This is a genomic window from Vibrio sp. 1562 (genome assembly GCF_033340155.1).
In the GTDB taxonomy this organism is placed as follows: Bacteria; Pseudomonadota; Gammaproteobacteria; order Enterobacterales; family Vibrionaceae; genus Vibrio; species Vibrio alginolyticus.
In genome coordinates this window covers 18,228-44,307 of sequence record NZ_JAWOVY010000015.1, presented here as the reverse complement: position 1 = coordinate 44,307, position 26,080 = coordinate 18,228, and the positions used below count along the sequence as shown (strand labels likewise).

The following is a 26,080-nucleotide window of genomic DNA, read 5'->3' as shown; positions in this document are numbered from 1 at the left end:
GACGCTAAGATATTAAACGAAATTGATCAGAAATTAAAATAGTTATAGCATGTGCTTCACATGATGTTTATGAGTTTAAAATCAATAGTCTCTAAGTCTATGATTCTCATTTAAAATATTTAAATTTCTTATGTGTATTAAATGGATGGTAACAATTCATTATTGTAATCCTTTTTTCTGAAGTTAAATATTATTTAGGCCTTTGTTATTTATATGGGCTATAAATAAACTTATTCACATTCATCATCGTTCTATAAATATGAGACGCATAGGTCGATGCGTCAATTTTTTAACAATGGAATTTATACTGAAAATGATAGTGGCGGGATTGCTGTTATCTCAGTTTAAGCTCCGTTACATTGTGAAAAATTCTATGACTGAGTCTGCAAAAGATATTAATTCGATCTACTCTTCTTATAACTTAACTCAATACACGTATATTGAAACAACAGAAAACGAGTCTTACGTACAAGTTAAAAATAAGTGGCAAGTCTTCAAAGCCAACGGTGCTCGTAATGTTCTATCTTTGGTACGTAATACGCAGAAAAATTCAGAAACGGAAGCGATATGAAGCGCCTTCTATTTGTTAGTTTAAAAGGCGGCTGTGGCTCAACGACCGTCGCTGCGAATTTGGCACAAGCGTTAGTTAAGATAAATAAACAGGTACTGGCCATTGAGGTGGTGCCTAATAGTTTACTGCAAGCTCATCTTGGCTTGCCGAGGGAAGAGCAAGGAGGCTGGGCGAAACAACTTCTTTTAGATAAGCCTTGGACCCAGGCTGGTTATGAAAGCCCACAAGGTGCACTTTTTTTACCGTTTGGCCATCTGAATTCTGAGCAGTTAAAAGCGTTTTTTAATGAGCGTTCTCACTATCTATCAATGCTAGGTGAAATGACGTTGCAAGTGAGCGAAAACCGTGGTGAGCAGTGGCTGCTTTTTCACGCCGACTTAGCAGAGCTTACTGATCCTGAAGTGCGATCTTTTGTCGACTCAATGGATATGATTGTGGTGGTGGTAACGGCAGACGCCCTGAGTTATCTCACTCTTCAATCTTGGCTACAACATGAAGAGCTATCGAGATTGCTTCGCTCTGATAAATTACGTTTTTTGGTGAATAAATATCAGCCAGAAACCGAAATTGGTCGTGATTTCATGTTGGTGCTGAAAAAGGAACTTAGCGAATCCTTGATTCCTGTTTCGATTCATCGAGATACGGCATTGCTTGAATGTGTGGCAAACCTGACGACCGTTCAACACTATTCGCCATCGAGCCAAGCCGCAAAAGATTTTCAGTCTTTTGCTTTTTGGTGTGTATCAGCGTTATCAAGCGCTCAGGACCAAAGCTAATTTATGCGAAGTCTTAATCTGATTTTCCAACGTTGGGTAGTGGACCAATTCAGACTGCAGAAGAACGCTTACGAGCAAGCCTGGAATTGTAAAACAAACTGGGTTGGTGAGTGTGCTTTGTCTTTTTGGTTTTCATTGAGTTTTGTATTTTTAAAGCCGGTTATTTCGGGTGTTCCCTCATGGAAACTGCCTTTGGTTTACTATCCAAACGTTAATTTTGCTGCGCCAAGATGGTTTGATCCTGTACGTTTTATTATCCAAAGCGTGTGGTTGCTTTGCTTCAGGCAAAACGTAAATGTAAATACAGCATGGTCCAAAAAAACCAGCAGCTTAGCGATGACTTTAGCCGAGCAAATTCGCAATGCGTTCTACTTGCCATTTGAATTGGTTGCAAAAGGCGTCCGCTGGTTAGAACAGACAGCGAACAACATCAAAGATCCACAAGTTCGAGAGCGTATTAAAGCAAGTAAGTCAGCGATGGCGTTGAACTACACCTTGTTGTTTTTCGTGGTGTTAATCGCTTTGCTTTGTTTTACGGTGCCATTTGGTTATCAGGCTCAGACTGTCTTTGTGCTGTTACTCTGGGCATTAGCGATGATGGTCCGTCGCATGCCGGGTCGTTTTCCTACCATGCTTTTGATCATCTTGTCGGTTACGGCCTCATGTCGATACTTGTGGTGGCGTTATTCGTCTACCCTGAACTGGGACGATCCTGTTGCTTTGTTTCTAGGGGGCGTTTTACTTCTAGCTGAGACGTATTCTTGGATTGTGCTGATGCTTGGCTATTTCCAAAATATCTGGCCATTGAATCGCAAACCAGTATCGATGCCACCGGATCAGTCAACTTGGCCAACCATTGACTTGATGATCCCTACTTACAACGAAGATCTCGATGTTGTGAAAGCGACGGTTTATGCCTCGTTAGGTGTCGATTGGCCGAAAGACAAACTTAACATCCACATTCTGGATGACGGCAAGCGTGATAGCTTCCGAGATTTCGCCAAAAGTGTAGGGGTGAACTACATCCGCCGCCCAACGAATGAACATGCGAAAGCCGGTAACATTAACTATGCGTTGAAGCAGACCAGCGGTGAGTTTGTTGCGATTTTTGACTGTGACCATATTCCTACACGAGCATTTTTTCAGCTCACAATGGGGATGTTCCTGAAAGATCCAAAGTTGGCGCTTATTCAGACGCCGCACCATTTTTTCTCACCGGATCCTTTTGAGCGTAACTTATCGAACTTTCGTAACGTGCCAAACGAAGGCAACTTGTTTTACGGCCTGATTCAAGATGGTAACGACTTATGGGATGCGACTTTCTTCTGTGGCTCGTGCGCTATTTTACGTCGAGAGCCTTTAGAGGAAGTCGGTGGTATTGCAGTCGAAACCGTGACGGAAGATGCGCACACGTCTCTGCGCATGCACCGTTTAGGCTATCGTTCTGCATATCTTAAGCAGCCGATTTCTGCTGGTTTGGCGACAGAAACATTGTCTGCACACGTTGGGCAACGCATTCGTTGGGCTCGCGGGATGGCGCAGATATTTAGGGTCGATAATCCATTGACTGGAAAGGGGCTTAAGCTCTCTCAACGGCTTTGTTACGTCAATGCCATGCTGCACTTTCTATCTGGTATCCCGAGGATTGTATTCCTGATCGCACCCTTGGCTTATTTGTTGCTGCATTCCTACGTGATTTATGCGCCAGCGCTGGCGATCATTTTGTACGTATTACCCCACATGATTCACGCCAGCATGACCAACTCTCGTATGCAGGGTGACTACCGTTATTCGTTTTGGGGTGAGGTATACGAAACCGTGCTTGCTTGGTATATCGCAAGGCCAACAACGGTGGCTTTGTTTGCGCCCCATAAAGGGACATTCAACGTAACGGCAAAAGGCGGTTTGGTTGAAAAGTCTCACTACGATTGGGTGATCTCTCGACCATATTTGGTTTTGGTTGCACTCAACATTTTGGGCTTCGCTGTAGGGATTTACCGAATGGGGTGGGGGCCTCAAAATGAAATCGGTACAGTTATCGTGAATCTCGTATGGACGATGTACAACCTGTTGATTTTAGGTGCTGCCGTTGCGGTTGCAGTAGAAGCTAAACAAGTGCGAAAAGATCACCGAGTAGAGATGGCGATTCCTGTCGCGGTTAGGCTTAATTCTGGGCATTTAATACAAGCGCAGATGAAGGATTTCTCTTTGGGGGGCGTGCGCATAGAAATTGACGGGGTCGATGAACCAACCTGTGCTTACTTACTCGGTCAAACCTTAGAAGTGATCCTCAATCGAGGTGGCCAAGAATTCGTGTTCCCTATGACGGTTGCCTATGCTCATAAGGGGATATTTGGTTTACAACTCAACGAATTGTCTCATCAACAACAAATCCAATACGTCCAATGTACATTTGCACGTGCAGATACATGGGCGAAATGGCAACAAGGTTATCAATCAGATAAACCTCTATCGAGTATGCAGGCTGTACTGCAAGTCGGCTTTAATGGATACAAACGCTTGCTGCAACATTGTCCTAAGTTTGTTCAGGTCAGTGTGGATGCACTTTTATTTTGTATCGAATTTATTTGGTCACTAAGACCTCGTTATGTCCCAATCAGGACCTCAAGTCATGCTAAATAATAAAAAACTAACAGCGTTGACAACGGCTATCACTCTCATGTGTATGTCGTGCAGTCTCGCGGCACAAGAAGTAAGTCAGCAACAAGCAACGCCTTTGGCACAGCAAGATGCTGAAGATTCGACCGTGTTTAAGCGCGTCATCCCATTTAGTCAATTAGGTTACAGTGGTTCAATTGCTATCCAAGGTAGTGAGGCCAGTGCTTATATTGGTTTCGGTTCGCGACTCGATGAGGTGGTATCTAAAGCAACGTTGCACTTTGATATCACACCTTCGCCAGCGTTGCTCTCTTTGGTTTCTCACGTCAAAGTGTATTTGAACAACGAACTTATGGGAGTAGCGTCAATCGTCGATGGCCAGCAAGGCAAAAAGTTGAGCTTATCGATGCCGCTGGACACTCGTTACTTTAGTAATTACAACCAAATTCGCTTTGAGTTGATTGGGAATACTCAGAAAGAGTGTGCCAATCCAAATGACTCGAGCATTTGGGCTGAGATTAGCCAAAGTAGTCGAATTGAGATGCTTGCTCAAAAGACAGTGCTGGAAAGTGACTTGAGTTTGTTACCGGCTCCTTTTTTTGATGTCCGTGATTTCAGCCAGTTAAATCTGCCTGTCGTGATGGGTAGCAAATACGATTTAGATGATGTCAAGGCTGCCGGTGTCTTGAGCTCTTACTTTGGTGCTCTTGCGGGTTGGCGTGGTGCTCAATTCCCTTTTAGTGTCGACACGTTACCTAAGCGCAACGCCATTGTCTTTGTTACCAATGACAACAAACCTGAGTTTCTGAGAGATTTTCCAGACACGGATGGCCCTCGTCTTCAAGTCATCACTCATCCAACAGACCCGTACGTGAAGCTTCTTCTAGTGATAGGCCGTGACAGTAAGGATCTTAACATTGCGGTGCAAGGTTTGGCGTTGGGAAACCAACTTCTTACTGGACCAATCGCGAAGATTAATGAAGTCAAACAAATCAAACCACGAGTCCCGTACGATGCGCCAAACTGGGTGAGTACGGCTCGTCCTGTTGCATTGTCTGAGTTAGTCGAACAAAAAAGCATGCTGCAAGTGGAAGGCCGAACGCCTCCACCAATCAACGTAAGTTTGCGTTTACCACCCGATCTCTTTACTTGGCAAAGCCGTGGTATACCGATGGATCTTAACTATCGTTATTCACCGCCTGCTGCGGATCATTCCGGCTCTCGTCTGACTTTGAGTATTAATGACCAATTCATTGAGGCGTTCAACCTAACCACAAAAGGTCAAGGTGGAGAATCTAACCGTATACGTGTTCCTTTGTTAGATGATGGCATTCTAAGTGGTGATACGTTTGTTCGCATTCCGGCTTTTAAGGTGGGTAGTCAAAACCGAATTGAGTTTGAGTTTGGTTTTGCGTCGGTGACCGATGGGCAGTGCCAGGTAACGCAGCCAAGTAAGCAATACGCGGTTATTGATGGTGATTCTACTATTGATTTTAGTGGTTTCCCCCACTACATCGAAATGCCGAACATGCGCGCTTTTGCTACATCCGGTTTTCCTTACACTCGCATGGCTGATTTGTCAGAAACTGCTATTGTTGTTCCAGAGAGTGCTCCAAAAGAAGTGTTGCAAACCTTCTTAAACGTCATGGGGTCATTGGGACGTGACTCTGGGTACCCAGGTATTCAGGTGCTTTTGACAGATAAATGGAATGCTGAGAAACTAAAAAATAAAGATATCCTGACGATTGGTGTTGTGGATGCATTAGAAGAAGCCGCTAATAATCCTGACCAAGTTAACTTAGTGGTTAAAGAGGGTCAGAGACAAATTCGCCTACCAAGCAAAAATGAAAAGCAGCTCGGAATGAACTGGATGAGTCCAAGTGATGCTCGTCAAGCCGCCGCAGATTATGTTTCTGTCGAGGCAGAAGGCTCTTTTGCTGCTATTTATGGTGCAGAATCGCCATTTACGAAAAAACGCAGCGTCATTTCTATTATGGCGGCTCACCCGTCAGATTTTTCGTCGGTTGATCGCGCGTTGGCTGACTCCGGTAAAGTGGAGCACATGTTTGGCTCGGTGGTGACGTTGAGAAATAACGAAGTAGCAAGCTACAACGTGGGTTCGCACTACTATGTCGGTAAGCTTCCTGTGTGGCAGCTCGTTTGGTATCACTTCTCTAATCACCCAGTCATCGTTGCGTGCTTTGCCGCCTTGCTAGTGGTGATCGTAACCATTGTGCTTTGGCGCGTATTACGTCAAGTCGCGTCTAGACGTTTAGAAAAAACTGAGGAAGAGGAATAATGAAAAAACTCATCTCGTTCCTTATGTTGTTCGTGTCTCCTTACTTGTGGGCTAACACCTGCGAGTGGCCACAATGGGAAACATTTAAGTCGGTATACATGGAGCAAGGCCGAGTCGTTGATGGCAGTGACGAGCGTATGATTACAACCTCGGAAGGCCAATCTTACGCATTGTTCTTTGCCTTGGTTGCCAATGACCCTAAAACCTTCGATCAGGTTTTAAAATGGACTCAATCACATTTGGCTGGTGGGGATTTGACGGCAAGGCTTCCTGCTTGGTTGTGGGGAAGAAAAGAAAATGGTCAGTTCGGAGTCTTGGATTCTAACCCAGCGTCAGATTCTGATTTGTGGATAGCTTACTCCCTTGTTGAGGCGGGGAGATTATGGAATAACTACTACTATCAGACCCTTGGACATCTGATCGCGAGTCGTATTTTACGTGAAGAAACCGTCAACATAGCGGGAGTTGGAACGGTATTGTTGCCAGCTCCAACGGGCTTTGATGCCGACGGCCAGTACCGTGTGAATCCGAGTTATGTTCCGTTACAACTGATTGCTCGTATGCAGTCGCTGTACCCGCAATACAACTGGGACTCAATGTATAAGGCAAGTGTTCACATGCTAGAGAAAACGATGCCAGCTGGCTTTAGCCCAAACTGGGCAGTATTGAGAAATGGTCGTTATAGCTCAGATGTGGTTACAGGGCCGATGGGCAGTTACAACGCGATCCGCACTTATCTTTGGGCGGGTATGCTAAATGACCAAGTTTCAGAAAAAGCAGTATTAGTACAAAAAATGCAGCCGTTTGTCGCGGCAACCAAAGCCCTTGGTGCGCCAGCGAGAGAAGTAAATACTGAAACGGGTAAATATACCCAAGCAGGAAGCGCAGGTTTTTCTGCTGCGGCTCTTCCGTTACTCGCGGCTTCTGGTGAATCTGCGCTGTTGGAGACGCAGTTTCGTCGTGCTCAAAATGAACTTGTGGTGGACAAAAACGATCATTATTACGACAACGTATTAAGTCTATTTGGGCTTGGTTGGCATGAAGAACGTTACCGTTTTGGTGTGCAAGGTGAATTGCTTCCTGTATGGAGCGAGAGATGTCAGTAACAGGATACGTGTTATGGTGGATTCCACTGGTTGCTTTGGCGGCTGGTGGCGTCGGCACTGTGCATGCAGAAAGCTTTAGCTCAAAACCTCTGACAAAGTCGCAGCTCGCACAGGTCTACAAGCCTATCGAGCTGGTTCAATTTTCCACATCATTAGCACGAGTTGACTCGGTTGAGTGGTTGGTTGAGCAGCTAAAACTGGCGGATGCGATTGGCCGAGATGATATTGTCGAGAGTACTCTGGAGAGGCTGTTCGCGATTGAAGAAAGCAATCCAACGGGGCTTTTCTATCAAGCGAATATGTATCTGAAACGTAAGCAGCCAGAATTAGCAAAACCGGTATTTGAGCGCTTAATCAGACAGGCGCCTCATTCGACTCAAGCGAAAAACTTGTCATCGATTATGGCTATTCAGGGAGAGAAAAGAGCGGATTATCAGCGCGCTCAGTTGCTTGCAAAATCTGGTCGTTACGATGAAGCGATTCAAGCTTACAAAGCCCTTTTCCCAAATGGAATGCCATCACCAGCGTTACAACTTGAACTCCTACAGTTGCAAAGTAATTTGCCTGGCAGTTGGATCTCGGTGAAACAGGGACTGGAACGTTTAAATGCAAATTATCCTAGTGTTCCGTCTTTTCAACTCGCGTTAGCCAACCATATTCGCAAAGAGAATCCTGCTGATCCATGGATTCTCGATACCTATAAAAAGTTAGCGCTTGCTCCTTCGGTTGGAACAAATGCGGCAACGTCGTGGTTGCGTGCATTGGATCAATTGCCTATTTCAGATCAAGTTGTTCAGCAATATGCCATCTTAGCTAGCTACTACCCGTCTGACATGGAGATACAAAGAGCGAATCAAAGCGCGAAAGAACGCTGGAAAAAGGAAAAGGAACTACGCAAAGACCCCACCTATCTCGCCAAGCTCAAAGGGTTAGCGTTGCTCGAGGAAGATAAAACCGACCAAGCAGAAGCTCAGCTGCGTTATGCGTTGACGACTCGTCCGCAAGATCCTGAATTGCTTGGTGCTATGGGTAAGGTTTATCTACGTAGAGGGCAGCAACAAAAAGCGCTCGGATACTTTAAACAGGCTCAGCACTTAGATCATAATCCTGACTCGGCCTCAAAATGGGCAGCGCTAATCGAGACTTCTCAATATTGGGCGTATCTTGATCAAGGTGATGCCTTGGTCGAAAAAGGCCAGTTTAAGCAAGCAGAAAGCGCTTATCAAAAAGCGATTCAAGTAGATAAATCCCAACCTTATGCTTATTCATCATTAGGCTCTTTGTATCTGGTACAAGAAAATTATGCCGCGGCAGAGAAGGTTTTCAAACAAGCTTTGCAACTGGATAGCAGCAATAGCTCTGCATTGCGTGGTCGCTTAGATGTTCGTATTCAGCAGCAAGATTGGTCTGGCGCGGAAGCACTCGCGCGCAGTTACTCAGCCCCACAGCAGAAAGTGGTCGCTGAAAAAATAGCGAGCATCAAGTCGGAAGTTATTTTGACTCGTCTGCGGATCGCAATCGCTCAAAATGATCAGGCAACGATGAAAGCGTCCGTAGAGGAATTGATTGCGCTACAGCCAACCTCCCCATGGTTAAGGCTTGATATTGCTGACGTGGTTCATTCAATGGGCGACAAAGTACGCGCGGATACGCTGATGTCCGATTGGGCTACATCTAGTAATGACCCTGAAATGAAATTTGCTTACGCGCTTTATCTCGCGCAGGACTTCAACGTGAATGAGGCCATCGCTGAGCTAGAGAGTATCGCACAACATGACATGACAGACGCAATGCAGCGCAATTTAACCCGCTTGAAGCTTGATGCTCAGTTGAGAGACATTCAAACGCGTTACTTAGCTTCTCCCGAATCAGTAATGGCGACATTACGTGCGCTAGAGTCGGATTATCAAGGTCAAATTCAACCGCTCGCTCGTCTAGTGAGTGCGTGGTTAGACATTGATGAAGTTAAGGAAGCTGAGAGGATTTTCCAAAACATTTCGCTTTCAGAAGATTGGTCAACCGATGACAAACTGGCTTACGGCAGCATGATGGTAAGCTTGAATCACTTTGAAGATTTTGATCGTTGGTACGTGGACTTAGCATTAAATTCCGCAACACAAGATTTAAGTGCTTCGGAAGCATTACAGCTTGATGAACTCAAAACCCGTCGACTGTTGAGTCAAGCGGATCTGATGCTGGTTAATCAACAGCCTAAGCTTGCGTTGGATTTGTATGAACAAGTTTCTTTAAAGCCTGAGCCATTTAAAACTCAAGCAGAAATTGGCATGTTGCAAGCTAGTGCTTTGACTGGATATGAAGCGACGTATCACGACATGCACCTCATTTTGAATAAAAAGCGCGATAGCTTAACTGCGGCACAGTTGATGACAGTGGCCGCGGTGTTTAATCAACAAGGCTATCGAAATGACGCTAATGCGCTAAATCAGTTGTTGGATGCGATGCCTGATGCTGACGCATTAGCATTTCGCAATAGCATGTCTATAGCAATGGAAAATCAACAGTGGGCGTTAGCTGAAACACGCGCCTATCAAGCCTTAAATCGTGACCGAATGGATAAAAATCGTGAAACTGAAGAGGCGAAAAAAGAACCCCTAAGCTTACGCGAGCTATATGATACTGCTGACGACTACTGGTTGACTCGTAACGTCAAATCGGACATCGATAAACTGCATGATCGGAGTGATGGGCATGTCATGATTGGCTGGGATTACAGTGCACGAGATGGCCGTAATACTTCGAATCAAGTGCCCATAGAAGCCCGAATCCCGATAGAGAGCTGGGATGGGCACCTGTTGCTAAAAGCCGATTATGTTTCTATCGATTCAGGTCAGTTGGACTATTATGAAAAAACCACCGATTCTGACAGCACTTCGTTCCAAAATGACGCATCAGGTATGGCATTTGGAGTGGGCTGGCAGGCTGAAGATTGGTTGGTCGATATCGGCACGACACCAATTGGTTTCGACCATACCACATGGGTTGGTGGTGTGCGCATCAATGGGGACCTGGGTGAGTTCGGTTGGACGGCAGAAGCTTCGCGTCGCCCAGAGACCAGTAGCGCGCTTTCTTATGCTGGAATGTCTGTCCCTAGCGGCACGACTGACCCTCAAGGGACTAAATGGGGCGGAGTTGCTCGTACTGGTGTGAAGTTGAGCTCAAGTTGGGACATTGGTGGCCCTTACGGTTTTTGGAGTAGCTTGCAGTATCATGTTTTGACTGGTGAAAAGGTTGAAGACAACACTCGTTTAGGCGTGTTAGGTGGGGCGTACTACAAGTTAATTGCAACGGATGACCAGCGTTTAAGTATAGGTACGAACTTAATGTACCTTGATTACGACAAAAACCTGGGTGAGTACACGCTAGGTCACGGTGGCTACTACAGCCCGCAAAGTTACTTCTCGGTGTCTTTACCTATCAACTTTTATGGCCGGTACAACAGTTCTTGGTCATATCAATTGAGTGCATCCGTCTCTAACTCTTGGACTAAGGAAGACGCGCCATACTTATCGACAGTAGCGGAGTCAGACAAAGGTGGTGGTTTTGGTACGTCGTTGCAAGCGGCGGTGGAAAAGCGAGTCAGCAAACGTTGGTACCTTGGGGCGTTAGTCGATGTACAACGTTCTGAGTTTTATACACCAAACCATTTCATGCTTTATGCCAAGTACACCTTTAATGATCGTTGGCAACCAATAGAGTATCCGCCAGCAGCACCAACGCTGTATAGCGACTTCTAACAAAAAACAAAGGCCGGAAGTCCCGGCCTTTGTTGTCTTATTCCTAGAAGAATGCGACGCTTAGTACAAAATTGAGTAAAGCTGGCGACGATATTTGCTTGCTAATGCGTTACCTTGACCTAGTGCACTGAGAATATCCATAAAAGTCTTCTTCACTTCACCGTCTTGGGCGCCCAAGTCTTTTTTAAGAATATTCCACAGCAGTTCCAACGCTTCTTCATCCCGACCAACTTGGTTGTATTGTACCGCCAATTCACAAGCGAGTTCGAAGTTTGCCATGTCTGCTGCGTATGCTTGTTCTAGTCGCTGTAATTCAGGGCTATCTGCAGCCTGCAAATGCAGCTCGAGCTTGGCTATTAGGCTCTTGTAGTAGTTATCTTGATACTCGAGAGGGATAGCGTTCAGTAGTTCTTGGGCAATATCAAATTGTTTGGTTTCTAGCAAACAATCAGCCATCGCGAGTTTCACATCACCACGCTCTTGCAGCTCTGGCGGCAAAGTGTGGATGATGCTCAAAGCCTGAGCATGCTCACTTTGCTGAAGAAGTTCACTGACTTGTTTTAATAGTTGTTCATCTGGGCTTGGCAAATGCTTTTGTAGCATGGTGGCAATGGCATCAATTGGCTGGGGGCCTCCCAGACCATCGACGGCTTGACCATTTATAAACAGCGCGATAGTTGGCAATACTTGCACGCCAAATTGAGACGCTAAAGCGGGCTGAACTTCACAATTTAGTAGAGCAAGCGTAAATGCACCGTTGTACTGTTGAGCAAGAGATTGCAACTCAGGGAGTATCTGTGCGCTTTCTGGCTGAGCGTTGGCCCAAAAGTGGATCAAAACGGGCGTGTTCATTGAACCTTCAAGCGTTTCGCGAAAGTTCTGTTCTGTTATCTCAACGATAAATGGGGATTGCATCAGAGTATCCTTGCCTTGTGTCTTGTCGTTGATATTAGATATGGAGTTGATTTAGGTGAAATTCAAGCGACATTCACCATCAATAATGAATCATTCTATTTTGAGAAAACGTGAGGTAACAGAGTGAGGTTATTGCTGCTCAGGTGTTAGATAAAAAGAAAACGCTGCCGAAGCAGCGCAATTCTAATGCTATTTGTTAGTGCGGTATCAAAATAGAATGAACATGGTCAACACTACACCCACACTAAGCCAGTTAAGCTGATTTAATGTCATTGTTGCCTCACAGTAGTATAAACATTGCTACAAAACGTAATGGGTGGCGATACCAAATCTAAGCAACTCAATCACTTTGGGCGAAAGAATCCCCGCTGAATTGCGTAGAAATTGATTCGTTTAGTTGAGGTTTTTTTAACCTACATGTTCATAATGACATCACATTGTTACGATGAAATTACATTTCGACAAAACTTTTTTATGCAGCCTGTCGCAAAATTTTATCAAGTGCACGGGTTGGTAATAGTCTTTTCAAGACTGCGAATAATTTAGTCGGTGTAGTAATTCGATAACGAATTTTCGGTGAAACGCTAGTTAATGCATGAAGAACTGGTGCGATGCAAGACTCTGCAGGTAAAACAAATCGATTATTAGACTTGTCGTTGTTGAGTCGCTCTCTTTGTCCTTCATAAGCATGACGATGGGGGCTAGATTCAATATCAACCCACTTCTCAAAGGCTCGTAATGCATTGTTTCTAAATTGAGTTTCGATCGGTCCTGGTTCTATCAATGCCACTTTGATATTCGTATCCGCAAGCTCTAGCCTGAGCGTATCTGTCCAGCCTTCTAAGGCAAATTTTGATGCATTATAGGCACCACGGTATTTCATTGCGGCAAAACCAAGAACAGAGCTGTTTTGTATGATGCGTCCTTCGCCTTGCTGGCGCATATGAGGAAGCACCTCTCTGACCAACTGGTGCCAACCAAAAAAGTTGGTCTGAAATTGATCTTGAAGAGCCTCGGTGGGTAAGTCTTCCAGTGCTCCGGGCTGACCATAGGCACCATTATTGAACACTGCGTAAAGCTTACCTTCTGCTAACTCTAGCGCTTGCTTCACGCCCGAAGAAATGCTTTCTGGGCTATTTAGGTCTAGATTGATGCAGGTTAGCCCTTCATTAATTAGGCGCTGGACATCTTGTTCTTTCCTACAAGATGCAATGACATTAAATCCCTTGTTTTGTAGGGCGTGAGCGCACACGTAACCGATGCCGGTTGAACAACCCGTAATAAGAATCGACTTTTTCATAATTTAATTTAAGACTCAGAAACCTTGATTAGAGCCATCATTCATCAGCTCCGGTCATGAAGCAAGTGCTTGAGTGCTGGCTCTATTCTGGAGTAGCTAAATTTAAAGCCCAGTTCGGTGAGTTTTTTGGGTTTGGCTCTCATGCTATCAAACAATAAGCAGGAAGATTCTCCCATTAGGAGTTCCATCGCCCATTTAGGCGTGAACAAGATATGCGGACGTTTTAGCGTTTTAGCTAGTGTGCCGCTGAATATACGATTAGTCACAGGATGGGGGGCGCACATATTGAATGCACCGTGGGCATGTGGTGTTTCAAGCAAGTACATGATGGCGCGGACCATATCTAGGATGTGAATCCAAGGCATGTACTGATTACCGTTCCCGAGTGGGCCGCCTACGCCAAGCTTGTAAGGTAATAGCATTTTTGCCAACGCACCACCATTAAGGCCGAGTACCACGCCAGTTCTCAGTAGACAAACCCGTGTTTGTTCCGACTCTGCGCGCTTGGCTATTTGCTCCCACTTTGCACAAACCTCGTGAGGAAAGTCGTCGCTATTAACATGTAAGCACTCATCAAACGGATGGTCTTGTTGATCACCATAGTAGCCAACTGCCGAGCCACTAATAAAAACAGAGGGAGGTTCGGTACTTGCGTGGATCAGCTCAACAATTTGCTCGGTAATTTTCCAACGACTTTTGCAGATTTTTTCTTTTTGCTCGCTGGTCCACCTTTTATCCGCAATTGGCTCACCTGCAAGATTAATGACGGCATCAACGTGATTGAGATCGGCGAACGACTCGAGCGAGTCAAGGTATTCGATATTACCCAGATCAGCATGCTGTAGGCGTTGTTTTGCTCGCTCTGGAGAGCGTGTAAGTAGCATAACCTGGTGAGTTGATAGCAGCTTGAGCAACTCCGAGCCAATAAACCCAGTGCCACCTGTGAGTAATATCTTCATGTTATCTCTTTGAATGTACACGTATTAGAACATTATAGTCGTTTTGTGCTTAGCTTGATCATCTCAACACCATTATTTCTGGGATAGTGACAAGCTGGCAGAGATACTATTAACTTCACATATTAGAAAATATGTAACTAAATGTTATAGATGGCGCTAGTGCATTCACGGTAGAAGAGTGAAATCTATGCCAGACTAGAAGTTATCGCTCATTGGAATGGCGTAATCAGTTTGCATAATCAAGGAGGATAGGCATGGAAGCATTTGTTGCGCTTTTTCGAGCGCTCCTCAATAGTGCTCGTGACTTATTACCCATCATCATTGTTATCACTTTTTTCCAATTAGTCGTTTTGCAAGAGCCGCTGCCCAACCTGGTCTCCATTCTTTTTGGCTTGTTGCTTGTCGTTTTAGGATTAACCTTTTTTATCTTTGGCCTAGAACTTGGTCTTTTTCCTATCGGAGAGAGTATGGCTCAAGCCTTTGCAAAAAAAGGCAGCGTGTTTTGGTTATTAGTCTTTGCGTTTTGTTTGGGGTTTGGCACCACGATAGCTGAACCTGCATTAACCGCGGTAGCGGAAGAAGCCTCAGAAGTTGCGGCAGAGGGCGGAATGATCGCTAACTCAGAGCAGTCCATGCAGGATTACGGAGAAGGACTTCGAGTAACAGTAGCTCTCTCTGTGGGGATAGCCATCGTTATCGGCGTTTTGCGTATCTTAAAAGGGTGGCCGATTCATTACATGATCATTGGTGGCTACGTCGGCGTTGTAATACTGACGTGGTTTGCACCTGAAGCCATTATTGGCGTTGCTTACGATTCCGGAGGTGTAACCACGTCCACCATAACAGTACCTTTGGTCACTGCACTGGGTGTCGGTTTAGCGTCTTCTATTAAAGGGCGTAACCCTATGGTGGATGGCTTTGGTTTAATCGCTTTTGCCTCGCTGTTACCGATGATGTTTGTGATGGTTTACGGAATGGTCGTAACATGATTTCAATTGATCATTTCCTAGACACTTTATTATCGACCGTTAGAGACGTCGTTCCCATCGCCAGCATTATTTTTGGTTTTCAGTTAGCGGTGTTAAGGCGTCCTGTTAGCAACCTTAAGAAAGTTTTGCTTGGGTTCGTTTATGTGATTTTCGGGCTAGCTCTTTTTTTACTTGGATTAGAAATGGCGTTGTTTCCACTTGGGGAGACGATGGCTGTGCAATTAACGGCGCCGGAGTTTTTACAAGAGTTCAAAGTATCTGTAGGGAAAGCCTTAATGTGGGTCGACTATTATTGGGTTTACACCTTCGCCTTTTTTATAGGCTTTAGTACCACGATTGCAGAGCCTTCTTTAATCGCTGTAGCGATAAAAGCAAACCAAGTCTCTGGAGGCAGTATCAGTATTAACGGCTTGCGCGTAGCCGTTGCGTTTGGGGTAGCAATTGGTATTGCATTAGGGAGTTACCGGATTGTCGTGGGCGATCCCATTCATTATTACATCATCGCGGGTTACATCGTCGTTGTGATTCAAACGTTTTACGCTCCTAAGCTTGTTGTTCCACTCGCCTACGATTCTGGAGGCGTAACAACTTCTACCGTCACTGTCCCACTTGTAACTGCATTAGGGTTAGGGCTTGCTTCGACCGTCCCTGGAAGAAACCCAATGATTGATGGCTTTGGCTTGATCGCGTTTGCCAGTCTATTTCCTATGATCTCTGTGATGGGCTATGCGCAAATAACCCAGTGGCTGAATAAAAACGTCTCGGAGGAAGAAGAAAATGCGCTTTAAATTGATACTTGCGTTTGTTGAAGACAGCAAAACAGACAAGGTGCTGGACGCTGCACGCGATGCTGGTGCGACCGGTGCAACAGTGATTAACAATGCTCGCGGGCAAGGTTTAAATCAAAAGCGAACGTTTTTTGGTTTAACGCTAGAAGTGCAAAAAGATGTGCTGCTGTTTGTGGTCGAGGAACATCTCTCTCGACACATATTAGAAACCATTAATGAGGTTGGTGAATTTGACAGAGAGTCGGGACAGGGGATTGCTATTCAGATCGATATTGAAGATGCAGTCGGTGTCGCGCATCAAGTCGAGACATTGACCAAAGTGGTCGAGGATGAATTATGAGTGATCAAACGATAATTAGAGTTCGAGATGTTATGGCGGCAACGTATGTGATGGTTGATGGACTGATGACCGTATACGAAGGCATAACGCTAGCGAAAAAATACCAAGTCAAAGCGCTGGTGGTGAAAAAGCGAGATGATAATGATGAATATGGCATCGTGTTGATGAATGATATCGCCAAAAAGGTGCTGGCGAATAATCGTTCTCCTCAGCGCACAAATATTTATGAAATCATGACCAAGCCCGCTTTGTGTGTCGAACCAGATATGAACGTAAAATATTGTGCCCGTTTGTTTGAGCGATTTGGCATAAGCAGAGCGCCGGTCATTGAAAGTGGCGAGGTCATTGGGATGGTGAGTTATAACAATATTGTCATCAATGGTATGGTGCGAGAAGAAGTGTAATCGGTTGATATAAATGAAAAATCAACGAATTTTTTCTCAAGTCAGCGACTGTTACAAAGAACTAAAATATTTAATATATGTTAGGTTGCATATGTGTTAATTCACCATTATTCTTTGCGCCCTAAGCCTAATGTCGAGGAATCTGTATCATGCCTTTAGTCTCTTGCCCCGTGTGTGAGAAACAAATCTCAAAACGCGCTCATGCATGTCCAGGATGCGGAGAGCCCGATCCGCTGCACCATCTAGCCAAATCAAAATTTATGTCGATGGTGTTTTGGATACTGGTGTTGGTTGGAACAGCGTATGCAGCATGGTTCTATGTTTTGCCTATGGTCATTGAATCATTGCGCTATCAGTAGTATTCAAACCGTCGTAGGTTGAGCTGCTAAAAAAATGCCGTAGAATGACCTCATACTTTTTGAGGAGACGATGTCGTGAAACTATTTTTTGCCTCAGACCTGCATGGCTCTTTGCCAGCAACTAAAGAAACCATTGATCTATTTTTGGCTTCTGGTGCGCACCACCTGATTTTGCTAGGAGATACGCTAAACCATGGGCCGCGAAACCCTATTCCGGAAGGCTACAACCCTCCACAGGTAGCAGGCTTATTGAACCAATACAGTCATCAAATTATTTCTGTACGTGGCAACTGTGATAGTGAAGTAGACCAAATGCTATTGAAGTTTCCAATGATGATGGATTACTCATGGGTGCTACTTGAATCTGGCAAGAGAATCTTTTTGACTCATGGTCACTTGTACAACTCTGAAAAACGGCCGCCACTGCGCGAAGGTGATATCATCGCCCACGGTCATACACATGTTCCCGTCGCAGAGATGCAAGATGGAGCCATTATATTCAACCCAGGCTCGATGACATTCCCACGTAATGGCTTACCGAGAAGCTTTGGTACTCTAGAAGGCAATAAGCTAACGGTAAAAACGCCAGAAGGCGAAGTATTAGCACAAACCATGATTTAACGGTTTTACTAAGTAAAAAATAGGGAGCGAATTGCTCCCTATTTTGTGTCTGAATGTCCTAAATCGCGTTCTGGGTCGATAATGTCTCTTACGCGCTGTTTTAGCACCTTGGCTTCAGGAAAGCCGTTGTCTTTTTTCCGTTCCCAAATTTGCTGGCCATTACAGAAAATTTCGAAGCGACCACCTGTGTCTGGGTGTAAGCTGATTGTTTCTATTTCTTCACTAAAAGTATGCAGTAATTCTTGCGATAGCCAAGTTGAACGTAACATCCAGTTGCACTGGCGGCAGTAATAAATATCAATGATTGCTTTATCCATGAAACTTTCCTTTTAATCTTTTTAAACCAGCAACTTGATGCCCACCGCAAACGTGAGAATTTCGAATGCAACTTTAATCACTCTGTTGCTGTATCGAGTCGCGGCCCATGCGCCTAAACTGCCGCCTAGAAAAGAGCTTAACAATAAAACAGGTAACCAAGCCCAGTGAATAGGCGCCCCTGCCTGTACGACGGCAATGCCTCCAATGCCATTCCAAAACAGGCCGACACAAATCATGGTGTAAGCAACGGCTTGTTTGTAGTCGTAACCAAACCAGCGCACCAAAAATAGTGTCACGAGCAAACCAGAACCTGCGGTAAGAGATCCGTTAATGATGCCGATAAACAGTAAGCCAATTCCACCGATAACCCAACCGATAGGATGACGGTTACGTATTACTTCAGCTTGGCCTAGCGATGTCTTAAATCGCGAGTAGATACCTAGCGCTAGGATCATCGTGCCGAGCATCTTTTCCGCGATACCATCAGGGATCTGTACAATTAAGTTAGCCCCTAAAATCACGCCAATACTACCGGACAAGATAAGGTAGAGCGCGATTTTCCATTTAATAGTGCCTGATCTTAAATGCGTGCTTGCTGCGCCTAAGCCTAAAGCGACCGAAGCCACCTTATGTGTGCCTAGCGCAACGGAGAACGGTAAGCCGAGAAAGATGAGTAAAGGGAATTGAAGCAAGCCTGCTCCGCCACCGGAAAGTGAAGCCAGCGTGTTGGCGATTAGTGAACCGAAAAAGAGAGTAGTGGTATCTAGCCAATCCATAAGCAAAACAAAGGGGGCGTCTTGCCCCCTTATCATCCAATCAAAATTAGTTTTTAAACAGTACCGAAGAACCGTGGTTCAAGCTAGTGAGCAAGAGTGTTTTTTCGTTCACGACGTCAATACGACGACTTTGCTCCGCATCTAGCTTAAAAATTTGAGTAATCAAACGTAGCTGTGCTTCGGAAAAGTCTTTTGATTGAGAAGATGAAATATCTTTAAACTCCGAAGGCGAGACCAACAAATAGTTGTCACTTACTTCCCAGCGGCCTTTTTCCGAGATATTTATCGTTGATTCTGCGGTTGAACCTTGAGCGAATAGTTTTATATTTGCTACGCGAATATAGTCACCATTAGGGAGATATTTCACGTTTGATTCAACATTAACTCGGCGTAGTGGGCCGACAGTATCGTCAGGCAAGCTGTCTGTAATGACTGTCACCATGGTCGACTGCCATTCGTTTGCTGTGAGGAGCTGCTCCACTTTTAGGTCACTTCCCCAATACAACCAACTACTGAAAAGAACGGATACGGCCAAAACCGCAGATGCTAATTTAATCTTCATATTGGCCTCCTTTATTTGCAGATGTCTGTTGGATCGTTTTGACCTGCGAAAATACGCAGTGTTACGTTCTCGTAAGAGTGGTTACTGTCATGAATGTAGTTCAGAATCAGCTGGTTATTTTGTCCACCAGTGGCAATCACTTCCACTGGCAACGAGTCTTCTGCATGGTGCTTCACGTAGCGCTCAATGCATTGCTCTATTGAAGGCAACCAGTTGTTGATTTGAGGGTGATTTACAGGTGTCATCACCGGTACACTTTGATACTCACCAATCTGACGGAATTGGGATTCCGCAGGGTTCGTGAATAACAATACGCAAACAGGAAGCAGCAGAGACAAAAAGATAATGACACGCGGTAGCCAGTTAATCGTGTTAGATGCTGGCTTCGGCTGAGTTTTAGTCGGCTCTACTTGAGGCTCAAGATCAGCAGTAGTATCGGTCACTATCTCTGTTGGTGGTGTATCGCTCGCTTCTAACTCCACTGCTGGCGCTTCTTGTTCAGAAGCGGTTTCTTCAACGTCAGTGTTAGAGTCAGTAGAAAATGGGCTCAAGCGTTCCACTGAACAAATGAGTTGGTAGCCACGTTTAGGTACCGTTTTAACAAACTCTGGAGATTTTGTTGAATCCTTCAACATCTTACGCAGAGTAGAAATCGCTTGAGTCAGGCTTGAGTCATCCACCTCAAAACCTTGCTCACGCCAAACAAACTCGTGAAGCTCGTTACGGGTTAAAACTTCGTTTGGTCTCTCTGCCAACATCAGAAGTATACGGCTTTCGTTGCTTCCTAATCGTACAACGTCGTTGCCGTTTTGTTGGTCAGCGAGCGAATTACTATTTGGATCAAAGGTGAACCTTTGAGCAAGTAGAAATTTGGTGCCAATGTTAGTCATTTAGTTCTTCTTAGATGGATGATGTTGTAATTATGGTTATTTATGTCACAAAATTACCGGGGCGCTTGGAGTGCGCACGACATTTTAGATGCTTTTAGACGGGTAGGATAATTAAAATTTTCTAAAAAAACACCGTTTTTAGCAATATTGACCTTGAATTTACATTTGTCAGCCACATGTTAAATGACACCTCGGTAAGGTGATTTCAAGGGGAAAGTCACAAACTTGTCCCTATGAAAAAGCCAATTAGTTTAGATGTTATGGAGCACACATGAGCGAAACCGTATCTCAAAATAAAGAAACTCGTGGTTTTCAATCAGAAGTAAAACAACTACTGCATTTAATGATCCATTCTCTTTATTCAAATAAAGAGATCTTTTTGCGCGAGCTGATCTCTAACGCATCAGATGCATCAGACAAACTGCGCTTTCAGGCGTTATCTAACCCAGATCTATACGAAGGTAATGCAGACCTTTGCGTGAAACTGTCGTTTGATGAAAGCGCAAATACCTTAACCATTTCTGATAACGGTATCGGTATGAGCCGTGATGATGTGATTGAGCACTTAGGAACAATCGCAAAATCTGGTACAGCTGAGTTTTTCTCAAAGCTATCTGAAGAGCAGAGCAAAGACTCTCAGCTTATTGGTCAGTTTGGTGTTGGTTTCTACTCGGCATTTATCGTTGCTGACGCCGTTACCGTGCGCACTCGCGCTGCGGGTCTAGCCGCTGATGAAGCGGTACAATGGCACTCAGCGGGTGAAGGTGAGTACACCATCGAAAACATTACCAAAGAGTCACGTGGTACCGACATCATTCTTCATATGCGTGAAGAGGGTAAAGAGTTTTTGAATGAGTGGCGTCTACGTGACGTTATCAGTAAGTACTCTGATCACATCGGCATTCCTGTTTCAATCCAAACTGTCGTTCGTGATGACGAAGGCAAGGAAACAGACGAGAAGAAGTGGGAGCAAATCAACAAAGCCCAAGCACTGTGGACGCGTAACAAATCTGATATTTCAGAAGAAGAGTATCAAGAGTTCTACAAACACGTATCACATGACTTTGCCGATCCCTTGGTCTGGAGTCATAACCGTGTAGAAGGTAAAAACGACTACACGAGCTTACTATACATCCCATCGAAAGCACCTTGGGATATGATGAACCGCGACCACAAATCAGGCTTGAAACTATACGTACAGCGCGTATTCATTATGGACGATGCAGAGCAATTTATGCCGTCATACTTACGCTTCGTACGTGGTTTAATAGACTCAAACGATTTACCGCTAAACGTATCACGTGAGATCTTACAAGACAATAAAGTGACTCAGTCTCTACGTAATGCTTGTACTAAGCGCGTGCTAACGATGCTCGAGCGTATGGCCAAGAATGACGAAGAGAAATACCAATCATTCTGGAAAGAGTTTGGTCTTGTGATGAAAGAGGGCCCTGCGGAGGACTTTGCAAACAAAGAGAAAGTTGCAGGTTTATTGCGCTTTGCTTCAACTGAAGTGGACTCTTCTGAGCAAACTGTGGGCTTGGCGTCTTACGTTGAGCGCATGAAAGAAGGTCAAGATAAGATCTACTACTTGACGGCAGACAGCTATGCAGCTGCGAAAAACAGCCCTCACTTAGAACAGTTCAAAGCGAAAGGCATTGAAGTTATCTTGATGTACGACCGCATTGATGAGTGGCTGATGAACTACTTAACTGAGTTTGATGGTAAACAGTTCCAGTCAATCACTAAAGCTGGGCTTGATCTAAGTCAGTTTGAAGATGAAGCAGAAAAAGAGAAGCAAAAAGAAACCGAAGAAGAGTTTAAGTCGGTTGTAGAGCGCACGAAGTCTTACCTAGGCGATCGTGTGAAAGAAGTTCGTACGACCTTCAAACTCGCATCTACGCCTGCTGTTGTGGTAACGGACGATTACGAAATGGGCACTCAAATGGCGAAGCTTCTTGCGGCAGCTGGTCAAGCTGTGCCGGAAGTGAAATACATCTTTGAGCTAAACCCTGAGCACGAATTGGTTAAGCGTATGGCTGACGAAGCCGATGAAGAAGCGTTTGGTCGCTGGGTTGAAGTTCTGCTTGGTCAAGCAATGCTAGCGGAGCGAGGCTCTATTGAGGATCCAACAGAGTTCTTAGGAGCCGTTAATCAACTTTTGACTAAGGTGTAATAACCTCTGCAAATCAAAAAGCTCGCATTTCGCGAGCTTTTTGTTTGTTGTCGCAAAATTTTGCATCTCAAGTGCTGAGTTAATAATCAATAGGGCGTGAAAGAGGGTACTGTTAACATTCTTTAGTCTTAATACACTCTTTGCTCAGAGAACCTGTGATAGAATCTGCGACTTGAATGTGAGTAATAAGGCGTGTATTTTTGCTCGCCTATATACGTTATACCGAAACTTATCGTTGCAGGTGCTTCTCAGGTTTGATGTCTAAGAGGTCAGCTATTGTGAGCTTCGGTATAAATCTTAAATATTAAAGAGGATAAATCATGCGCATCATTCTTCTAGGTGCTCCAGGTGCAGGTAAAGGCACACAAGCAAACTTCATCATGGAAAAATACGGTATTCCACAAATCTCTACTGGTGATATGCTTCGTGCTGCTATCAAAGCAGGTACAGAGCTTGGTAAACAAGCTAAAGCTGTTATTGACGCTGGTCAGCTAGTTTCTGATGAAATCATCCTTGGTCTTATCAAAGAGCGCATCGCTCAAGAAGACTGTACAAACGGTTTCCTACTAGATGGTTTCCCACGTACTATCCCTCAAGCTGACGGCCTAAAAGAAATGGGCGTAGACGTAGACTACGTTATCGAATTTGACGTTGCAGACGATGTGATTGTTGAGCGTATGGCTGGTCGTCGTGCTCACCTTCCTTCTGGTCGTACTTACCACGTGGTTTACAACCCGCCTAAAGTGGAAGGTAAAGATGATGTAACTGGTGAAGATCTTGTTGTTCGTGATGACGACAAAGAAGAAACAGTACGTGCTCGTCTAGGTGTTTACCACGAGCAAACTGCACCGCTAATCAACTACTACGGCAAAGAAGCTGAAGCAGGAAAGACTAAGTACCTTAAGTTTGATGGTACTAAGCAAGTAGCTGAAGTTAGTGCGGATATCGAGAAAGCACTATCTTAATTTGCTGAAGTCAAAAATTTAATATTTTGATATATTGAAAGCGGCCCAAGTGGTCGCTTTTTTTAGTTTACTCGTAAACATATATCTAATTAACTTCAGCTCGGCTATTCGTTACTTCGAGGTTACTTAAATATATGAACCAAGCCGTTTACCATGAATAGGATGTTATGAAAGAGAATAATAAACAGGGTGTACTCCTAGTTAACCTGGGAACTCCTGACGCACCAACCGCTCCTGCCGTAAAGCGCTTTTTAAGTCAGTTTCTTCATGATCACCGAGTGGTAGACATGACTCGATGGCTTTGGTGTCCACTATTGCACGGCGTTATCCTTCCTATCCGAGCTCCTAAAGTTGCCAAACTCTATCAATCAGTATGGATGGAAGAGGGCTCGCCGTTGATGGTGTACTCTAAACGCCAAACGGAAAAGTTGGCACAAAAGCTTGATATACCTGTAGAGCTTGGTATGACGTATGGTAACCCAAGTTTGCAATCAGGCTTTGAAGCCCTATTGGCGCAAGGCGTTGATGAAGTCATTGTTTTACCGTTGTATCCGCAATACTCGGGCACAACAACGGCAGCGGTTTCTGACGGAATCACTAAAGCATTTAAGAACCTGCCTGTGATGCCAGGCTTTAGCTTTATTCGTGATTATTACAATCACCCGAAATATATTGAAGCGTTAGCGCATTCAGTTCGTGAACATTGGCAAAAGAATGGTCAGGGAGATTACCTGCTGTGTTCTTATCATGGTATTCCAAAACGTTATGCTGACAATGGTGATGTTTACCCACAGCATTGTGAAGAGACGACTCGCTTGCTTGGGAAAGCGTTAGGTTTAAGCGAACAACAAATTGGCATGACGTATCAGTCCCGATTTGGGAGAGAAGAGTGGCTTCAACCTTATACCGATAAGACCCTAGAGGCACTTCCTGCAAAGGGTGTGAAAAATATTAATGTTGTGACCCCTGCATTTTCTTCAGATTGTTTAGAGACGTTGGAAGAGATCTCGGAAGAGTGTAAAGAGATTTTCCTTGAAGCAGGTGGTGAAAACTTTACCTACATCCCTTGTTTGAACGATAGTGAACTTCATATCGAGATGATGGTTGAGTTAGTTCAATCTAAACTTTAGATACAAAAAAGGGTCGCAATAGCGACCCTTTCTACGTTTAGTTGAGCGATCAAGCAACTTGTACTTGCTGCTCTTCTACTTGCTCTGCCGTGCTGTGCGTATTTTCAGCGCCATGCATCCAGCGAACGAGTGTATTAGAGAATAGGAGCAAAATTACGCCACTTACGGTTGCGCTGACCGCAATACCACTAAAGATAGCCATAGCGCCTAACTCGCCTACGTGAGAACCCACATAGCCCGCAACATAGTTAGCAATCGCATTACAGCCAAACCATGCACCCATCATAAGTGAAGCTAAGCGAAGCGGTGCTAATTTAGTCACCAATGAAAGACCAATTGGAGATAAACACAGCTCGCCTAATGTGTGGAAGAAGAAAGCGCCGACCAACCATAACATCGATGTTTTTACTGTTGTATCTCCACCTTGTTCTAGCACTGCGCCAACCATACAAAGGAAACCAATCGCTAAGAAAAATAGTGCCATTGCAAATTTCACTGGCGAAGTGGGTTCACGTTTACCCAATTTTACCCAAAGGACAGCCAGAACTGGCGCTAGAGTAATAATGAAAAATGGGTTTAGTGATTGGAACCACGCAGCAGGAACTTCAAAACCACCAATCATGCGATCAGTATATTGTTGAGTGTAGATGTTCATCAGGCCACCTGCTTGTTCAAAGCCTGCCCAGAAGACAATAGTGAATAAGCTCATGACCAGAATTACTTTTAGTCGATTCACTTCTTCTTTGGTGAGTGGCTGCTTCGTGGTGGCGTTTTTGTTATTTAGATCTCGTTTCGCCGCTGGTTCGCGGCCAATATCACCAAGCCATGATTGAGCCAGTACCATTTGCATCACTAGGCTAACCAGCATACCCACACCAGCGGCAACAAAGCCAGCTTTCCAACCGTAAGAGGTTGTCACAGAGCCAGAAACGACGCCGGCAAGTAATGCACCTAAGTTGATACCCATATAAAAGATAGTGAATGCGCCGTCACGACGGTTGTCACCTTCTTGATAAAGGTCGCCAACCATGGTTGAGATATTTGGCTTAAATAGACCGTTACCAGTGATAAGTAGGCCAAGACCTAAATAGAAACTGTGTAGCGAACCAATACCTAAAGCATCAGCAGGAAGTGCAAGAGTAAACTGGCCGATGGCCATTAACGCGCCACCAAGCAAAATTGAGCGACGTTGACCTAAATAGTTATCTGCTAGGTAACCACCGATAAGAGGCGTGATATACACAAGCCCTGTGTATATGCCGTATAGGTCTAATGCGTCTTTGGTTGACCAGCCAAGGCCGCCATTCATTGTTGTATCAGTAAGGTAAAGCACGAGAATGGCACGCATTGCGTAGTAAGAAAAGCGTTCCCACAGTTCTGTACCGAACAATAAGAACAGGCCACGTGGATGACCAAAATATTGATGTTGGTTTGACATAAGCTCTTCTAATAATAGTTATTA

General features: G+C 44.7%; 23 protein-coding genes. 15 read left to right on the top strand and 8 right to left on the bottom strand.

Features of this window, described 5'->3' with window-relative positions:
• Positions 1–373: 373 nt before the first annotated feature.
• From R7Z49_RS15795 to R7Z49_RS15770, 6 genes are read left to right on the top strand one after another with little or no spacing between them, the layout of a single operon-like run.
• A complete protein-coding gene (locus R7Z49_RS15795; RefSeq protein ID WP_021034149.1) occupies positions 374–571 on the top strand; it encodes a hypothetical protein in 198 nt (65 codons plus the stop codon).
• Complete coding sequence (gene bcsQ, locus R7Z49_RS15790) at positions 568–1,347, top strand: cellulose biosynthesis protein BcsQ (RefSeq protein WP_005382068.1); 780 nt, start codon at positions 568–570, stop codon at positions 1,345–1,347. The genes R7Z49_RS15795 and bcsQ overlap by 4 nt, the downstream gene beginning before the upstream one ends.
• Positions 1,348–1,350: 3 nt before the next feature.
• Positions 1,351–3,990: a UDP-forming cellulose synthase catalytic subunit gene (bcsA, locus tag R7Z49_RS15785; protein WP_258489520.1), complete on the top strand. Its 2,640-nt coding sequence runs from the start codon at positions 1,351–1,353 to the stop codon at positions 3,988–3,990.
• Positions 3,980–6,265: a cellulose biosynthesis cyclic di-GMP-binding regulatory protein BcsB gene (gene bcsB, locus R7Z49_RS15780; protein WP_186584428.1), complete on the top strand. Its 2,286-nt coding sequence runs from the start codon at positions 3,980–3,982 to the stop codon at positions 6,263–6,265. The genes bcsA and bcsB overlap by 11 nt, the downstream gene beginning before the upstream one ends.
• Positions 6,265–7,371: a cellulose synthase complex periplasmic endoglucanase BcsZ gene (gene bcsZ / locus R7Z49_RS15775; protein ID WP_318111819.1), complete on the top strand. Its 1,107-nt coding sequence runs from the start codon at positions 6,265–6,267 to the stop codon at positions 7,369–7,371. Before bcsB ends, bcsZ begins: the two co-directional genes overlap by 1 nt.
• Entirely contained in the window at positions 7,362–11,126 is a 3,765-nt protein-coding gene (locus tag R7Z49_RS15770) for a cellulose synthase subunit BcsC-related outer membrane protein (RefSeq protein ID WP_258489519.1), read from the top strand. The genes bcsZ and R7Z49_RS15770 overlap by 10 nt, the downstream gene beginning before the upstream one ends.
• 60 nt (positions 11,127–11,186) lie before the next feature.
• On the opposite strand, the gene R7Z49_RS15765 is transcribed toward R7Z49_RS15770, so the two are convergent.
• The 3 genes from R7Z49_RS15765 to R7Z49_RS15755 all read right to left on the bottom strand — a co-directional run bounded on the left by R7Z49_RS15765 (position 11,187) and on the right by R7Z49_RS15755 (position 14,300).
• Positions 11,187–12,041, bottom strand: a complete 855-nt coding sequence (locus R7Z49_RS15765; RefSeq protein ID WP_033906924.1) for a co-chaperone YbbN — start codon at positions 12,039–12,041, stop codon at positions 11,187–11,189.
• 472 nt (positions 12,042–12,513) lie between these two features.
• Positions 12,514–13,341 carry an SDR family oxidoreductase gene (locus tag R7Z49_RS15760; protein WP_017634824.1) on the bottom strand — a complete coding sequence of 276 codons (828 nt, stop codon included), beginning with the start codon at positions 13,339–13,341 and terminating at the stop codon, positions 12,514–12,516.
• Positions 13,342–13,385: 44 nt separating this feature from the next.
• Positions 13,386–14,300 carry a TIGR01777 family oxidoreductase gene (locus R7Z49_RS15755; RefSeq protein ID WP_005382076.1) on the bottom strand — a complete coding sequence of 305 codons (915 nt, stop codon included), beginning with the start codon at positions 14,298–14,300 and terminating at the stop codon, positions 13,386–13,388.
• A gap of 254 nt (positions 14,301–14,554) precedes the next feature.
• On the opposite strand from R7Z49_RS15755, the gene R7Z49_RS15750 reads away from it, so the two are divergent.
• The 6 genes from R7Z49_RS15750 to yfcE all read left to right on the top strand — a co-directional run bounded on the left by R7Z49_RS15750 (position 14,555) and on the right by yfcE (position 17,801).
• Positions 14,555–15,289 (top strand): DUF1538 domain-containing protein, encoded by a 735-nt coding sequence (locus tag R7Z49_RS15750; protein WP_005382077.1) that lies wholly within the window; start codon positions 14,555–14,557, stop codon positions 15,287–15,289.
• A complete protein-coding gene (locus tag R7Z49_RS15745) occupies positions 15,286–16,077 on the top strand; it encodes a DUF1538 domain-containing protein (protein WP_186584426.1) in 792 nt (263 codons plus the stop codon). Before R7Z49_RS15750 ends, R7Z49_RS15745 begins: the two co-directional genes overlap by 4 nt.
• Complete coding sequence (locus R7Z49_RS15740; RefSeq protein WP_005382084.1) at positions 16,067–16,417, top strand: P-II family nitrogen regulator; 351 nt, start codon at positions 16,067–16,069, stop codon at positions 16,415–16,417. The genes R7Z49_RS15745 and R7Z49_RS15740 overlap by 11 nt, the downstream gene beginning before the upstream one ends.
• Complete coding sequence (locus R7Z49_RS15735) at positions 16,414–16,821, top strand: CBS domain-containing protein (protein ID WP_005382085.1); 408 nt, start codon at positions 16,414–16,416, stop codon at positions 16,819–16,821. The genes R7Z49_RS15740 and R7Z49_RS15735 overlap by 4 nt, the downstream gene beginning before the upstream one ends.
• A 149-nt stretch (positions 16,822–16,970) precedes the next feature.
• A complete protein-coding gene (locus R7Z49_RS15730; protein WP_005382086.1) occupies positions 16,971–17,180 on the top strand; it encodes a hypothetical protein in 210 nt (69 codons plus the stop codon).
• 75 nt (positions 17,181–17,255) lie between these two features.
• A complete protein-coding gene (gene yfcE / locus R7Z49_RS15725; protein ID WP_318111817.1) occupies positions 17,256–17,801 on the top strand; it encodes a phosphodiesterase in 546 nt (181 codons plus the stop codon).
• A gap of 38 nt (positions 17,802–17,839) precedes the next feature.
• Here the strand turns inward: yfcE and R7Z49_RS15720 are convergent, their stop codons facing one another.
• The 4 genes from R7Z49_RS15720 to R7Z49_RS15705 are packed head-to-tail and all read right to left on the bottom strand — an operon-like array spanning position 17,840 to position 20,347.
• Positions 17,840–18,118, bottom strand: coding sequence for a SelT/SelW/SelH family protein (locus R7Z49_RS15720; protein WP_186584425.1), 279 nt, complete (start codon positions 18,116–18,118; stop codon positions 17,840–17,842).
• A gap of 21 nt (positions 18,119–18,139) precedes the next feature.
• The gene (locus R7Z49_RS15715; RefSeq protein ID WP_047102891.1) at positions 18,140–18,895 is read right to left on the bottom strand and encodes a sulfite exporter TauE/SafE family protein; all 756 of its coding nucleotides are present in this window, start codon (positions 18,893–18,895) and stop codon (positions 18,140–18,142) included.
• A gap of 46 nt (positions 18,896–18,941) precedes the next feature.
• Positions 18,942–19,457: a transmembrane regulator ToxS gene (gene toxS / locus R7Z49_RS15710; RefSeq protein WP_005382091.1), complete on the bottom strand. Its 516-nt coding sequence runs from the start codon at positions 19,455–19,457 to the stop codon at positions 18,942–18,944.
• A gap of 11 nt (positions 19,458–19,468) precedes the next feature.
• On the bottom strand, positions 19,469–20,347 hold the full coding sequence (locus tag R7Z49_RS15705; protein ID WP_005382092.1) for a transcriptional regulator: 879 nt from the start codon (positions 20,345–20,347) through the stop codon (positions 19,469–19,471).
• A 271-nt stretch (positions 20,348–20,618) separates the two neighbouring features.
• Here R7Z49_RS15705 and htpG point away from each other — a divergent pair, with 271 nt between their 5' ends.
• The 3 genes from htpG (at position 20,619) to hemH (ending at position 24,618) form a co-directional block, all read left to right on the top strand.
• Positions 20,619–22,523 carry a molecular chaperone HtpG gene (gene htpG, locus R7Z49_RS15700; RefSeq protein WP_017819957.1) on the top strand — a complete coding sequence of 635 codons (1,905 nt, stop codon included), beginning with the start codon at positions 20,619–20,621 and terminating at the stop codon, positions 22,521–22,523.
• Positions 22,524–22,843: 320 nt separating this feature from the next.
• The gene (gene adk / locus R7Z49_RS15695; RefSeq protein WP_318111816.1) at positions 22,844–23,488 is read left to right on the top strand and encodes an adenylate kinase; all 645 of its coding nucleotides are present in this window, start codon (positions 22,844–22,846) and stop codon (positions 23,486–23,488) included.
• A gap of 167 nt (positions 23,489–23,655) precedes the next feature.
• Positions 23,656–24,618, top strand: a complete 963-nt coding sequence (gene hemH / locus R7Z49_RS15690; protein ID WP_064353706.1) for a ferrochelatase — start codon at positions 23,656–23,658, stop codon at positions 24,616–24,618.
• Positions 24,619–24,667: 49 nt separating this feature from the next.
• On the opposite strand, the gene R7Z49_RS15685 is transcribed toward hemH, so the two are convergent.
• Entirely contained in the window at positions 24,668–26,056 is a 1,389-nt protein-coding gene (locus R7Z49_RS15685) for a peptide MFS transporter (protein ID WP_005382097.1), read from the bottom strand.
• Positions 26,057–26,080: the final 24 nt, after the last annotated feature.

What these genes read in the sequence shown, in the direction of transcription:
- bcsQ (WP_005382068.1), top strand. Translation starts at nt 568, where the DNA reads ATGAAGCGCCTTCTATTTGTTAGTTTAAAAGGCGGCTGTGGCTCAACG.
- R7Z49_RS15750 (WP_005382077.1), top strand. Translation starts at nt 14,555, where the DNA reads ATGGAAGCATTTGTTGCGCTTTTTCGAGCGCTCCTCAATAGTGCTCGT.
- toxS (WP_005382091.1), bottom strand. Translation starts at nt 19,457, where the DNA reads ATGAAGATTAAATTAGCATCTGCGGTTTTGGCCGTATCCGTTCTTTTC.
- R7Z49_RS15720 (WP_186584425.1), bottom strand. Translation starts at nt 18,118, where the DNA reads ATGGATAAAGCAATCATTGATATTTATTACTGCCGCCAGTGCAACTGG.
- bcsZ (WP_318111819.1), top strand. Translation starts at nt 6,265, where the DNA reads ATGAAAAAACTCATCTCGTTCCTTATGTTGTTCGTGTCTCCTTACTTG.
- bcsB (WP_186584428.1), top strand. Translation starts at nt 3,980, where the DNA reads ATGCTAAATAATAAAAAACTAACAGCGTTGACAACGGCTATCACTCTC.
- htpG (WP_017819957.1), top strand. Translation starts at nt 20,619, where the DNA reads ATGAGCGAAACCGTATCTCAAAATAAAGAAACTCGTGGTTTTCAATCA.
- R7Z49_RS15770 (WP_258489519.1), top strand. Translation starts at nt 7,362, where the DNA reads ATGTCAGTAACAGGATACGTGTTATGGTGGATTCCACTGGTTGCTTTG.
- R7Z49_RS15705 (WP_005382092.1), bottom strand. Translation starts at nt 20,347, where the DNA reads ATGACTAACATTGGCACCAAATTTCTACTTGCTCAAAGGTTCACCTTT.
- R7Z49_RS15795 (WP_021034149.1), top strand. Translation starts at nt 374, where the DNA reads ATGACTGAGTCTGCAAAAGATATTAATTCGATCTACTCTTCTTATAAC.
- R7Z49_RS15735 (WP_005382085.1), top strand. Translation starts at nt 16,414, where the DNA reads ATGAGTGATCAAACGATAATTAGAGTTCGAGATGTTATGGCGGCAACG.
- R7Z49_RS15685 (WP_005382097.1), bottom strand. Translation starts at nt 26,056, where the DNA reads ATGTCAAACCAACATCAATATTTTGGTCATCCACGTGGCCTGTTCTTA.
- R7Z49_RS15760 (WP_017634824.1), bottom strand. Translation starts at nt 13,341, where the DNA reads ATGAAAAAGTCGATTCTTATTACGGGTTGTTCAACCGGCATCGGTTAC.
- R7Z49_RS15740 (WP_005382084.1), top strand. Translation starts at nt 16,067, where the DNA reads ATGCGCTTTAAATTGATACTTGCGTTTGTTGAAGACAGCAAAACAGAC.
- adk (WP_318111816.1), top strand. Translation starts at nt 22,844, where the DNA reads ATGCGCATCATTCTTCTAGGTGCTCCAGGTGCAGGTAAAGGCACACAA.
- hemH (WP_064353706.1), top strand. Translation starts at nt 23,656, where the DNA reads ATGAAAGAGAATAATAAACAGGGTGTACTCCTAGTTAACCTGGGAACT.
- R7Z49_RS15730 (WP_005382086.1), top strand. Translation starts at nt 16,971, where the DNA reads ATGCCTTTAGTCTCTTGCCCCGTGTGTGAGAAACAAATCTCAAAACGC.
- bcsA (WP_258489520.1), top strand. Translation starts at nt 1,351, where the DNA reads ATGCGAAGTCTTAATCTGATTTTCCAACGTTGGGTAGTGGACCAATTC.
- R7Z49_RS15765 (WP_033906924.1), bottom strand. Translation starts at nt 12,041, where the DNA reads ATGCAATCCCCATTTATCGTTGAGATAACAGAACAGAACTTTCGCGAA.
- R7Z49_RS15755 (WP_005382076.1), bottom strand. Translation starts at nt 14,300, where the DNA reads ATGAAGATATTACTCACAGGTGGCACTGGGTTTATTGGCTCGGAGTTG.
- R7Z49_RS15715 (WP_047102891.1), bottom strand. Translation starts at nt 18,895, where the DNA reads ATGGATTGGCTAGATACCACTACTCTCTTTTTCGGTTCACTAATCGCC.
- R7Z49_RS15745 (WP_186584426.1), top strand. Translation starts at nt 15,286, where the DNA reads ATGATTTCAATTGATCATTTCCTAGACACTTTATTATCGACCGTTAGA.